The sequence below is a fragment of the Methylobacterium sp. Leaf465 genome, assembly GCF_001424705.1.
Classification (GTDB): Bacteria; Pseudomonadota; Alphaproteobacteria; order Rhizobiales; family Beijerinckiaceae; genus Methylobacterium.
In genome coordinates, this window is record NZ_LMRA01000005.1 from 65,480 (window position 1) to 77,495 (window position 12,016).

Consider the following 12,016-nt stretch of genomic DNA (forward strand, 5'->3'; position numbering starts at 1 on the left):
CATGGCAGCGAAAGAAGTCCGCTTCGCCTCCGACGCCCGCGAGAAGATGCTCCGTGGCGTCGACATCCTCGCCGACGCGGTGAAGGTCACGCTCGGCCCCAAGGGCCGCAACGTCGTCATCGAGAAGTCCTTCGGCGCCCCGCGCATCACCAAGGACGGCGTCACCGTCGCCAAGGAGATCGAGCTCGCCGACAAGTTCGAGAACATGGGCGCCCAGATGGTGCGCGAAGTGGCCTCGAAGACCAACGACATCGCGGGTGACGGCACCACCACGGCCACCGTTCTGGCGCAGGCCATCGTCCGCGAAGGCGCCAAGTACGTCGCCGCCGGCATGAACCCGATGGACCTGAAGCGCGGCATCGACCTCGCTACCACCGCCGCCGTGAAGGACATCACGAGCCGCGCCAAGAAGGTCGCCTCGTCCGAGGAAGTTGCCCAGGTCGGCACCATCTCGGCCAACGGCGACAAGGAAATCGGCGAGATGATCGCCCACGCCATGCAGAAGGTCGGCAACGAGGGTGTCATCACCGTCGAGGAGGCCAAGACGGCCGAGACCGAACTCGACGTCGTCGAGGGCATGCAGTTCGACCGCGGCTACCTCTCCCCGTACTTCATCACGAATGCGGAGAAGATGGTCGCCGAGCTCGAGGACCCCTACATCCTCATCCACGAGAAGAAGCTGTCTTCGCTCCAGGCGATGCTGCCGGTTCTCGAGGCCGTGGTGCAGACCGGCAAGCCGCTCGTCATCATCGCCGAGGACATCGAGGGCGAGGCGCTCGCTACGCTCGTGGTCAACAAGCTGCGCGGCGGCCTGAAGGTCGCGGCTGTCAAGGCTCCGGGCTTCGGCGATCGCCGCAAGGCCATGCTCGAGGACATCGCGATCCTGACCCAGGGTCAGATGATCGCCGAGGATCTCGGCATCAAGCTCGAGAACGTCACCCTCCCGATGCTCGGCCGCGCCAAGCGCATCCGCATCGAGAAGGAGACCACCACGATCATCGACGGTCTTGGCGAGAAGGCGGATATCGAAGCCCGCGTCGGCCAGATCAAGGCGCAGATCGAGGAGACCACCTCGGACTACGACCGTGAGAAGCTCCAGGAGCGTCTGGCCAAGCTCGCCGGCGGCGTCGCGGTCATCCGCGTCGGCGGCGCGACCGAGGTCGAGGTCAAGGAGAAGAAGGACCGCGTCGATGACGCGCTCAACGCCACCCGCGCTGCGGTGGAAGAGGGCATCGTCCCCGGCGGCGGCACCGCCCTCCTCCGTGCCCGTGAGGCCGTCCGTGCTCTCAAGAGCGACAACCCGGACGTCCAGGCCGGCATCAAGATCGTGCTGAAGGCCCTCGAGGCTCCGATCCGCCAGATCGCCGCAAATTCCGGCGTCGAGGGCTCGATCGTGGTCGGCAAGATCACCGACAACACGTCCTCGATCACCTTCGGCTTCAACGCCCAGACCGAAGAGTACGTCGACATGATCCAGGCCGGCATCGTCGACCCGGCCAAGGTCGTGCGCACCGCCCTGCAGGACGCCGCCTCCATCGCCGGCCTCCTCGTCACCACCGAAGCCATGATCGCCGATGCTCCGAAGAAGGACAGCGGCGCCCCGGCGATGCCGGGCGGCGGCGGCATGGGCGGCATGGACTTCTAAGGCGTCCGAACTGCACCTTATTAGAATGGGGGTCGCCGCGAGGCGGCCCCTTTTTTTATCCGCGGCACAGCCATCGGCGGCCTAATGGTCGGGACAGCAGCAGGCGCGTCAGGCGGGTTTTTCTTTTCCCGTACCGCCTTCGCCGTAGCTGTATGCGGTTCTCCCCCCAAAGTCGTTTCCCGTCGCTGTCGGTTGGGGCGGCGAGCCGCGGACCGGGGGGTCCAGGCGAACCGGACACGCGAAACATGCGAGCGACGCAGATCGATGCGTCGCGCGTCGGCGTCCGGAAGGCATCCCCTGGCGGACACGGCAACACGCGATTGTCAGGGCTGAGCAATGTCTGCAGAGCCGAGTGGAGAGAGTCTCCGATCCCGCTATCGTCAGGCTCACGCGCGTACCACCCGCGATCTTCGCCGCACATGTCGGGGCGGCCGACGGCGCGCGCAGAAATCCAGCCCCGCTTCGGCGGAAACCGGGTCGACAGAGAGGGGTGTCAGTGAGGGGAAGCCGACCGGGACCTAAGGAATCTCCGAAGCGGGAACGGTCAGGCTTGCTGCTGGGATCGCGCGGAAACGATGCGCTGCCGATCGGGGGGGGTGGCCCCAGTCCCTTGAAACCGGAGTCAAACAGGCCTTTGGCGCGGACCTACCGTCCGAAGATGCCCTTCAGGAATTGGGCGGTGCGGTTGCGCTTCTTCTTGCGCTCGAGTTCGTTGGCGTCTTTGACCCATGCCACCTGCACGACGCGGCGCTCGCCCTCGAAGGGCTCGTGGCCGTGCCAGGAATTGTCGGCGCGCAGGAAGGCGAACATCGTGCCCATGGTGGGCGGCACCTCGACCGCGAAGGGTTCGTAGTTCTTGCCGTCGTAGAGCACCCGCAGGCGGCCGGCGGCCGGAGCGTCCCAGGCATCGTTCATGTAGATCAGCATCGTCATCACTTTCGACGGGCCGTCGGTGTGGATCGAGCCGTATTTCAGCTGGCTGCGCTTCATGATGGTGGTGAGGCGCGGGCAAGAGACCAGGTCGATGCCGAACTTCTCGCCCATGATGCGGGAGAACGCATCGCTCTCAAGCTCGTCGATCAGCGCCTTGAAGCGACCCTTGAGGGCGACTTCGTCGACCGTGAGATATCCGGGCTTGGCGATCGCGGGGAAATCCTGGCGGATCTCGTCGACGGCCTCGGGCTTGAGCACGTCATTGCCGAGAAAGAAACTGTAGGGCTCGCGCGAGACAGGGGCGGCCCGCACGGCATCAAGGTTGAGGATCGACAATCCCGTCATGGCTTCGACGTTCGTCCGTTCGGGCGCACCAGGCCCGGTTTGAGCGGGTGCACGCTGGGTTGGAGCGCCGCTGCGAGGGCGCAATCCCGGTGGATAGAGCGCCTGATTGCGGCAAGCGGACGGCAAGCCCTTTCCGCGCAACATGGAAACTGCCATGCTTGACCGTATCGAAACTGAAAAGTGGCGCCGAGTATCGTGACGAGACGCCTCGCACTCGCCTTCTGCGTCGCCCTGGCGACGCCGGCCAGTGCCCAGAGCCCCCTCTCGACGACCCAGCGCATGATCTGTGCCGACGCAATGGCTCTGGTGAAGACCCGAGGTTCCGTCGCGATCAGTTCCGGCGGAGCGCCCGAGCGCTTCGTACGGGACCGTAGCCAATGTAATCTCACCGAAATCGCCGAACTCCGCTTCGTGCCCACTCGGGACAACCCGGAATGCCCGATCGGCTATCGCTGCCGCGAGCCGGAATTCGGCGACTGGGACTGGTGAGACGGACCGGCGGTACGAGGATAGTCCGCCGCAGCGGTGCGCCACGATCTCGCCACGACCCGCCTGCAATGCCGATGCATGGGCAGTCCCCCCGGGGCACGGCGCCGGACGATGACAAGAACTGAGGGGAGACGCGCGTGGCCGTATTGAGGACAGGCCTCGGCCTGCAAGCCGCCGTCACGGCGCTCTTCGCCCTCGCGCTCCTGGTTTCACCCGGCGTATCCGCACCGCTCTACGTCAGTCTCAGCGGCCTTGCCATGGCAGGCATCCTGCTCGCATCGGGGCGCCTCTCGTCATACCTAAAGGTCTTCGTCTCGGTCTACGGCGTCGGCTACCTGTTCCTGGCCGGAGCCAAGCAACTGGCGGTCATGGGTTTCCTGCCCCCGACGCTCGCCGCCCTCCTGCCGCCGAGCTTCGCCGCAACCGGGGCCGTGGTGTTCGCCGGCATCGTCTTGGCGATCTCGTACCTCGAGCCGATCCGGGCGATCACGCTGATCGCGGATCCCTATTTCGCCACCACCGACAAGCCGACACGGGAGATCGGACCCTTCCGCCTGTTCGGCAGCACGGAGGGGAAGGTTGGCCAGCGCCTCGTCGCCCTGTCGATCTTCATCACCTTCGCACAGGTCGCCCTGCAGCTGCGGCTGAACTTCTGGTTCCGCGACCTGTTCAACGCCCTCCAGGAATACAACGCCGACGCCTTCTGGTACCAGTTGGTCTGGGTGTTCACGCCGCTCGCCACCATCTGGGTCGTGGTCGGCATGTTCGACACCTTCGTGGATGCTACGCTTCACATCCGCTGGCGCACCTGGCTGACCCGCAGCTTCTACGGTCGCTGGCTGGATGCCGGGACGCATTACCGGGTCCCTTTCACCGGGGAGAGTGCGGACAACCCGGATCAGCGCATCCAGAGCGACATCAACCTCTTCATCTCCCAGACCACCACGCTGTCCATCCGGCTCCTGTCTCAGGCGGCGACCCTGGTGTCCTTCATGGTCATCCTGTGGGGCCTGTCGCGCGACTTCGTGCTGCCCTTCACCGATACGGTGGTGCCGGGCTTCCTCGTCTGGCTGGTGGTCGGTTACGCGGTAGTCGGAACCTGGCTGACGCACGTCATCGGACGCCCCCTCATCGGCCTCGACTTCCGCCAGGAGAAGGTGGAGGCGGATTTCCGCTTTTCCCTGGCCCGGACCCGCATCTACGGCGAGCAGATCGCCCTCCTGCGCGGCGAGCGTGCCGAAACGGTGCGCCTGGGTAGCCTGTTCCACGCGATCGTCGACAACTACCTCGACATCATCGTCCGGCGGATCAAGCTCGGCAGCTTCACGCTGTCCTACAGCCAGATCAGCGTGGTGTTTCCCTACATCCTCGCCGCGCCATCCTACTTCCTGAAGAAGATCACCCTAGGGCAGTTCCAACAGACCGGCGATGCCTTCAGCAGCGTGCAGTCTTCGCTGTCGTTCTTCATCAATTCCTACGTCACCATCGCGGCCTATCGCGCCAACACCAACCGCCTCTCCTCGTTCCGGCAGGCGATGACCAAGGCGGAGGCGATCGGAGGGACCGGCGAAGGCCTGTTCCAGGGCAACGACACCAAGGGCGACGTCACGGCTTCGAAGCTCAGCCTCGGCCTGCCGGACGGACGGGAGATCGTGGCCGCGGACGCTTTGACCATCACCAAGGGCAGCGCCACGCTTCTCACGGGTCCCTCAGGTTCCGGCAAGTCGACCCTGTTCCGTGCCATCGCGGGCATCTGGCCCTTCGCCAAGGGCCGGATCGACCTGCCCAAGGGACAGTCGGCCCTGGTCCTGCCGCAACGACCCTACATCCCCCTGGGGACCCTGCGCGGCGCCGTCGTCTACCCGAACACCACGGACATGTTCCCGGACGAGGCGATCCGCGACGCCCTTGTGGCTGCCCAGTTGCCGGCACTCGTCGACCGTCTCGACGAGGTCGATGCCTGGGATCAGCGCCTCTCCGGCGGCGAGCAGCAGCGGCTGGCGGTGGCCCGCGCTGTCCTTGCCAAGCCCGACTGGCTGTTTCTCGACGAATCAACCGCCGCCCTGGACGAGCCGAGCGAGGCTGCGATCTACCGGATGCTGCGCGAGCGCCTGCCCGGCACCACCATCGTCTCCATCGGCCATCGGTCGACCCTGCACGCCCTGCACGAACGCCGCCTCGACATGCAGCCTGCCAATGATGGCCGGTTCGTGCCCCGCGACGTGCCATCGCCCGTCGCCGCCGAGTAAGGTTCAGCGCAGGAACGTCACCGCGATGGGTGCCAGGATCGCGGTGAGGAACGCGTTGAACCCAAGGGCGATGCCCGCGAAGGCGCCCGCCACCTCGTTCACCTGGAAGGCGCGTGCGGTGCCCACGCCGTGGGCGGCGAGACCGGCCGCGAAGCCGCGGGCCCGCATGTCCCGGATGCGCAGGACGTTCATCAGCGGTGTGACGAGGATGCCGCCGGTCATACCGGTGAGCATGACGATGACGGCGGCGAGCGTCGGGTCTCCGCCCAGTGTCTGAGCGATGCCCATCGCGACGCCGGTTGTCACGGATTTCGGCGCCAGTGAGACGATGACGTCACGGGGAATACCGAAAGCTTGGCCCAACAGCAAGGCCGAGCTCAGCGCGACCACAGAACCAACAACGAGGGCTGCCAGCATCGGCGCGAGAGAGCGCAGCACCGTGGCACGATACTCATAGAGGGGGATCGCCAGTGCCACGGTGGCCGGCCCCAGCAGAAAATGCACGAACTGGGCGCCCTCGAAATAGGTGGCGTAGGGCGTCTTCGTGAGCTCCAAGACGGCAGCGGTGAGCGCGATGGCGATGAGGACTGGGTTCGCGAGCGGATGGCGGCGGGTCGCCAGAGCAATCCGGTCGGCCATCACGTAAGCGAGCAGCGTCACGGTCAGCCACAGAAGCGGCGTCCGCGAGAGATAGACCCAAACGGCGAAGTCGCCGGTCACGGCCGCGCCTTCGGCTTGGCGAGCCAGCGCGAGACTGCGACGAACGTCAAGGCCGTGGCGGCCAGAGTGGTGACTGTCGAGACCACGACCACCACCGCCAACGCGATGCCGTGCACCGCCAGAACGTCGAGGCGGCCGACGATACCGGCTCCGGCCGGCACGAACATCAGCGACAGATTGGCGAGAAGCCCTTTGCCGGTACTTTCCAGGCGGCCGTCCACCAGGGGGGGCGCCAACATTCGGGGGGCCAGGTGGGTGGCTCGATCCCGCATAACCAGGAATAGCAGCAGCAACGCCATGCCGATCAGGGGTCCGGGCACAGGCAGGTGGCTCGACCGCGCCAGCGCCTCGCCGATGAGCTGTACCAGGAGGATCAGAGTGAGGCTGAGAATCATCGTGGCAGCGCGCTCAACTGAGCGAGACCTGCCCTTCCGCGGCACTGCGCCGGGCCTCACCGATGGCAGCCTCATCGAGGCCGAGAAGGCCGCCGAGACGCCAGACCAGGGCCTCCTCAAACTCGTGAACGCTGCCGTCCGCTCCGGCCACAGACCAAGCCATGGCAAGGAGGCGGGCCCGCCGATCCGGCCCGACCTCGTGCCCAATCATCTCGACGAGTTGTGCCATGTCGCGGGTCTGGGCGTCGAACGCGGCGGCCCGCGCGATTAGCGCCTCAGCCTCCGCCCTGGTCTCTGTGAACCGGCCCTCGACCAGACGGCCGAGGCGCTCGGTCTCTTCGGGGGCGAGGATACCGTCGGCCCGCGCCACATGCACGAGGAGCGCGATCGCTGCCAAGCGCTCATCGGCCTCCTCAGCCGCCGTGGCATGGCTTCCGAGACCGAAGGATTCGGCGGCATAGGCGCGGAGTCGGGCAATCAGGGACATGGAGATCCTCGGAACGCCGCGAATCCTTCGAGGTCGACCACCGGGCCGTCAAGCAACCGGCGGTGTCGCCGTCACGATGCCCCGGCACCGTGGCCGTGCTGCACCGCTTTTCGCCGCGCATTCCACCGCCCACAATGCCGGTCAAAGCTTGCCATTCCACGCCACGACCGATATGACCCTCCCCCGAACGGTCCCGTTGGACATCAGCGTCCGATCAGGAACCGCGCCGCAATAGCTCAGCTGGTAGAGCACCTCATTCGTAATGAGGGGGTCGGGGGTTCGAATCCCTCTTGCGGCACCACTTCCTCCTTTCGCAGCACCACAATCATGCCGGTCGGTCGATCGGCATCGCGAAGTCTCGGCTCGCAGCGTGCCTCGAAAAGCGCATCGGCAAGGGAAGGCCCCTCTCGGTCACGACGCGATCGACCCGAAACCGAACCACCGCGCCGAGCGATCCTCGTCCGGAGGTCGACGGGATCGTCTGCGCGGCAGCGGGGCTGTCTTGCGGTCTGGAGGTCCGGTTGGCCCGTCTTCGCAGCGCCGGAGCGTTCGCGAACGGCAGCAATTAGACCGATACCCGTGCTGACGTAGCCAATCCGGCCGAGTGATTCCAGAACCTCGCGGTCGGACAGACGTCCAGCCGGTCCACCAACCGATCCAACCGCCTCGGACAAGGCACTTCGCGGGATCCCCGACGGTCAGGCATTCTGCGAAGCGGGCGTCCTCACAGGAAGCCGCCAATTCGGGCGGATGAAGTGACACGTATAGCCGTCGGGGCGGCGCTCGAGGTAATCCTGGTGCTCAGACTCGGCCTCCCAGAAAGGCCCGACGGGAGCCAGTTCGGTAACGACCTTCCCGGGCCAGAGACCCGATGCATCGACATCGGCGATGGTCTCCGCGGCGACCCGGCGTTGGGCGTCATCGGTGTAATAGATCGCCGAGCGATAGCTCAGGCCACGATCGTTTCCCTGCCGATTCGGGGTTGTCGGATCGTGGATCTGAAAGAAAAATTCCAGCACCCGGCGAAAGCTCGTCCGCTCGGGATCGAAGATGATCTCGATCGCCTCTGCATGTGTACCGTGGTTCGGGTAGGTCGCATTCGGAACATCGCCCCCCGTATAGCCGACACGGGTCGACACGACGCCCTCCTGCCGCCGGATCAGGTCCTGCATCCCCCAGAAGCATCCTCCTGCGAGGACTGCGCGTTCATGGCTCATGGTTGCCTCTCTCCCGGATCGACGCCTGACGTCGCTGGCGAATAGATAGGGTGCCGCAGCGCCTTTTGCCGCCGTTCGATGATGTCGCGGGACACCGTCGCGATGAGTTTGTGGCCTGCCGCCGCGTCGCGCGGTGCGGCGGGTAGGTGCAGTCAGGGTGTTTCGATATCCCCTACACCGATGTGCGGGGTGACCGAGACGTCCCCCCAGAGGTACGGCCGGACTGCCAGACCGGGAAGCTGTCCTGCTCGGCATTGTCCTCCGGTGCAAAGGGGGTTGGCGGCCATACCCGCTGGAGACGCGGGTGATGTCGCCGCCGGGGGGTTGATGTCCACAGGGTACCGCGTCGGCAGCGACGCCCGCCAAATGCCTTAACGCACCGCGTAACCGTAGGCGAAGCAACGGCTTCGACGCGCATAACAAGTGCAGCCAAAACGAAGCAACACGCAGATCCGTAGCGCCGTCCAACCGGGTTTGCATGGTCTCCATCAAGTTGCGGCTAGATGCGGCTTGTAACGCGATGTCGAACCGGCATCTCACAACCGGAAAAACCGTGCCGTTCGGCACGTTGCCAGCGCTTGATCATTGGCATGTCGGAAGCGAGAACGGCGTAGAAGCCCGGATCGGTCCGCAACCACAGGAAGGGACCATGCGGCGGACGAATTCCCGCTCGGTCGGCTGATGGTCTAATCTGCCTGAAGAACCGTCGCAACGAGAGGTGACCGGGGACTGCATGACGTGCCCTTCGTGAGTATCACGCGCTTGAGAATCCGCTCGGTTCGGTTCCTGCCGGGCTTTGCCGTCCACGCCCTCCGCACGCAGAGACAGGCGCGGAAGGCGGCCGGGTTCCGGGCGGGATCAATCCTGGCCGATCATGCCTGGACCTTCTGGACCATGACGGTGTGGGACGACGAGGCTGCCATGCGCCGTTACATGATGGCCGGCCCGCATCGGCAGGCGATGCCGAAGCTGATCCATTGGTGTGACGAAGCTTCCTTGGCCCACTGGACGCAGCCCGGGGCCGGCCCACCATCCTGGGCCGAAGCGGATCAGCGGATGCGCGCGGACGGACGCCCGTCCCAGGTGCGGCACCCCAGTCCGCATCACGCAACTCTGGACTATCGTCCACCGCGCCTGACGCGGAGCGGGCCGATCAAACTTTCGGCACCGTGAGGGACAGGCCCGCAAGCCGCCGTGGATGCAACCGCAACCGGCCACGTCGCATTGGGCGTGTTTCGGCGCACATCCGCGCGGGCGATCCGGGCGCATCACACCTGCGGCCGCCTTCGCCCCCTCGGCGGCCAGAACCAGCGGCGCAGCGGCCTCAAGGCCCTGCGCCGTTTGTGTTTCATCGGCGCCGCGGGGTGGATGGCCCGGCGGGCCGGACCGGTCGAACGTTCTGACGGCAGCGTGCTGGAGTACCCACGATGAGACTGCGCTCGGTCGTCGGATGGATCAGCGTTGGCGCGACGCTCTTGGGCGGCGCGGGGCTTGAGGCACGGGAGCGCCCCTCGTCGGAGGTGACGGGCTGGGTGTCGGCGGTCCTCGCGAAGATCGATATGGTCGAGCGGGGCCCAGCCCCCGCCGGGCGCAAGCGCGGGCGCCGAACGGTGGGGGTGCGGGTCCAGATCGCGGCCGACGGCTTCGTCAATCGGGTGGAGGTCGAGCGGAGTTCCGGCGTGCCGGATCTCGATGAACGGGCACGGAGCCGGGTCCGGGCAGCCGGGCCGTTCGGCCCACCGCCTGCGCCGCTTCTGACCCCGGCCGGCACCACGGAACTCAGCTTCCCGCTCCAGGTGCAGCGGTGAGATTACAGGCGTGCGGCGCGGTCCGGCGCCGGACCGGACAGGACCGCCGCGAGGGAGGCATCGACTTGCCCGACGGGGTAGGTTGGCCTTGGATGGACGCCGATCAGCAGGGTCCGTTGCGTCCGCATGATCTTGAGGAGGCGCTCGGTCCGGCGCAATGCGTCCTGCGCGTCGGTCGGATCCTGCTCCTCGGCAAGGAGAACGGCGATCCGGATCATCTGGTCGACCCGGCGCTCCTCGGCCGTGGCGATGATCCGCTCCAGGGCCGCCAGCCCCTCCTCCAACGCCGCTCTCATGGGACCCCCTCGGAGCCTCGGTGAGCGGACAGGGTCCGGCATCGGGCCGGAGCGCGCATTCACGATTGTTGGTCGCCGAGCGATTTCGCGCCGCGGCGCAGGCCGCGGGCGGCTCACGGCGTCCCGAGATGCGGGAGCCAGAGGGCCAGGGCGAGGAGGCTCGCCAGCAGGACCGGCGGCGTGATGAGGAGGCCAACCCGCATGTACTGGCCCCAGGTGATGCGGTGGCCCTTGGCGTCGAGGACGTGCAGCCACAGCAGGGTCGCGAGACTGCCGATCGGCGTGAATTTCGGGCCGAGATCGCAGCCTATGACGTTGGCGTAGATCATCAAATCGCGGGTCAGGGGCGACAGGTCGGGGGCCTGCTGGATCGCCAGCGCCCCCACCAGGACGCTCGGCATGTTGTTCATCACGGAGGACAGCAGGGCGGCGGCGACGCCCGTGCCGAGGGTGGCGACCACCGGGCCCGCCTGGGCGAGCCGGACCAGGCCCTGGGCGAGGAGTTCGGTGAGGCCGGCATTCTTCAGGCCGTAGACCACGAGGTACATGCCGAGGCTGAACAGCACGATCTGCCAAGGGGCCCCGGCGAGGACCTTCCGCAGGGGAATCACGCCGCTGCGATTCGCGAGGGCGAGCAGAAGGAGCGCGCCGGCACCGGTGACGGCGGAGACCGGGACGCCGAACGGGGCGGTGACGAAGTAGGCGCCGAGGAGCACGGCGAGAAGCGGGAAGGCCGCCCGGAACACGCGGGCGTCGCGGATGGCGGAGGCCGGCGGGTCCAGACGGTATACCGCGTAGGTCGTGTCGAGGTCGCGCCGGTAGAACAGCCACAGCACCGCGAGGGTCGCGGCCAGGGACACGAGGTTCACCGGCCCCATCACGGCGGCGTAGCGGCCGAAGGAAATGCCGAAGACATTCGCCGAAACGATGTTGACGAGATTCGAGATGACCAGCGGCAGGCTGGTCGAATCGGCGACGAACCCGCAGCCGACGATGAAGGCCATCGCGGCCGCCGGCGGGAAATCCAGCCGGAGCAGGATCGCCAGCACGATCGGGGTGAGCAGCAGGGCGGCCCCGTCATTGGCGAAGACCGCCGCGATGGCGGCGCCGAGCAGGATCACCAGGGGGAACAGCCGGCGACCGCGACCGCCGCCCCAGCGGGCGACGTGCAGGGCGGCCCATTGGAAGAAGCCCGCCGCGTCGAGGAGGAGGGAGATCACGATCAGCGCCACGAAGGTGAAGGTGGCGTCCCAGACGATGTGCCAGACCACCGGGATGTCGCCGGGCTGGATCACGCCGGTGGCCAGGGCGACGGCGGCCCCCGCGAGGGCGCTCCATCCGATCCCGAGCCCTCGCGGCTGGACGATGACGAGGACCAGGGTGACGACGAAGATGGCGAGGGCGAGCATCGGCGTTTCTTGTTGGTGTCGCG

12 protein-coding genes and 1 tRNA gene are annotated in these 12,016 nt (G+C 66.8%); 6 read left to right on the top strand and 7 right to left on the bottom strand.

Annotated features, from left to right (window positions below; all coding sequences use genetic code 11):
• Position 1 precedes the first annotated feature (1 nt).
• A complete protein-coding gene (gene groL, locus ASG51_RS05240; RefSeq protein ID WP_056273599.1) occupies positions 2–1,645 on the top strand; it encodes a chaperonin GroEL in 1,644 nt (547 codons plus the stop codon).
• A gap of 645 nt (positions 1,646–2,290) precedes the next feature.
• Here the strand turns inward: groL and ASG51_RS05245 are convergent.
• A complete protein-coding gene (locus ASG51_RS05245; RefSeq protein ID WP_055956504.1) occupies positions 2,291–2,923 on the bottom strand; it encodes a 2OG-Fe(II) oxygenase in 633 nt (210 codons plus the stop codon).
• A gap of 195 nt (positions 2,924–3,118) precedes the next feature.
• Here ASG51_RS05245 and ASG51_RS05250 point away from each other — a divergent pair, with 195 nt between their 5' ends.
• Together ASG51_RS05250 and ASG51_RS05255 are read left to right on the top strand one after the other, a co-directional pair.
• Positions 3,119–3,412 carry a hypothetical protein gene (locus tag ASG51_RS05250; protein ID WP_156389580.1) on the top strand — a complete coding sequence of 98 codons (294 nt, stop codon included), beginning with the start codon at positions 3,119–3,121 and terminating at the stop codon, positions 3,410–3,412.
• A gap of 137 nt (positions 3,413–3,549) precedes the next feature.
• The gene (locus ASG51_RS05255; RefSeq protein ID WP_056379544.1) at positions 3,550–5,661 is read left to right on the top strand and encodes an ABC transporter ATP-binding protein/permease; all 2,112 of its coding nucleotides are present in this window, start codon (positions 3,550–3,552) and stop codon (positions 5,659–5,661) included.
• 3 nt (positions 5,662–5,664) lie between these two features.
• Here ASG51_RS05255 and ASG51_RS05260 read toward each other — a convergent pair whose 3' ends face one another.
• The 3 genes from ASG51_RS05260 to ASG51_RS05270 are packed head-to-tail and all read right to left on the bottom strand — an operon-like array spanning position 5,665 to position 7,263.
• Complete coding sequence (locus ASG51_RS05260) at positions 5,665–6,381, bottom strand: LrgB family protein (RefSeq protein ID WP_056353088.1); 717 nt, start codon at positions 6,379–6,381, stop codon at positions 5,665–5,667.
• Complete coding sequence (locus tag ASG51_RS05265; RefSeq protein WP_056353085.1) at positions 6,378–6,776, bottom strand: CidA/LrgA family protein; 399 nt, start codon at positions 6,774–6,776, stop codon at positions 6,378–6,380. Before ASG51_RS05265 ends, ASG51_RS05260 begins: the two co-directional genes overlap by 4 nt.
• 13 nt (positions 6,777–6,789) lie before the next feature.
• Positions 6,790–7,263, bottom strand: coding sequence for a TerB family tellurite resistance protein (locus tag ASG51_RS05270; RefSeq protein WP_056218101.1), 474 nt, complete (start codon positions 7,261–7,263; stop codon positions 6,790–6,792).
• Between the two features lie 225 nt (positions 7,264–7,488).
• Between ASG51_RS05270 and ASG51_RS05275 the strand changes: the two genes are divergently transcribed.
• A tRNA-Thr gene (locus tag ASG51_RS05275) sits at positions 7,489–7,564 on the top strand.
• A 397-nt stretch (positions 7,565–7,961) separates the two neighbouring features.
• Here ASG51_RS05275 and msrA read toward each other — a convergent pair.
• A complete protein-coding gene (gene msrA, locus ASG51_RS05280) occupies positions 7,962–8,480 on the bottom strand; it encodes a peptide-methionine (S)-S-oxide reductase MsrA (RefSeq protein WP_056379546.1) in 519 nt (172 codons plus the stop codon).
• 747 nt (positions 8,481–9,227) lie between these two features.
• Here msrA and ASG51_RS05285 point away from each other — a divergent pair.
• A complete protein-coding gene (locus ASG51_RS05285) occupies positions 9,228–9,653 on the top strand; it encodes a DUF3291 domain-containing protein (RefSeq protein WP_244480067.1) in 426 nt (141 codons plus the stop codon).
• A 254-nt stretch (positions 9,654–9,907) separates the two neighbouring features.
• The gene (locus ASG51_RS05290; RefSeq protein ID WP_056379550.1) at positions 9,908–10,288 is read left to right on the top strand and encodes a TonB family protein; all 381 of its coding nucleotides are present in this window, start codon (positions 9,908–9,910) and stop codon (positions 10,286–10,288) included.
• Between the two features lie 2 nt (positions 10,289–10,290).
• Here ASG51_RS05290 and ASG51_RS05295 read toward each other — a convergent pair whose 3' ends face one another.
• Positions 10,291–10,584, bottom strand: a complete 294-nt coding sequence (locus ASG51_RS05295) for a hypothetical protein (RefSeq protein WP_156389581.1) — start codon at positions 10,582–10,584, stop codon at positions 10,291–10,293.
• A gap of 113 nt (positions 10,585–10,697) precedes the next feature.
• Positions 10,698–11,993: an arsenic transporter gene (locus tag ASG51_RS05300; protein ID WP_056379553.1), complete on the bottom strand. Its 1,296-nt coding sequence runs from the start codon at positions 11,991–11,993 to the stop codon at positions 10,698–10,700.
• Positions 11,994–12,016 lie beyond the last annotated feature (23 nt).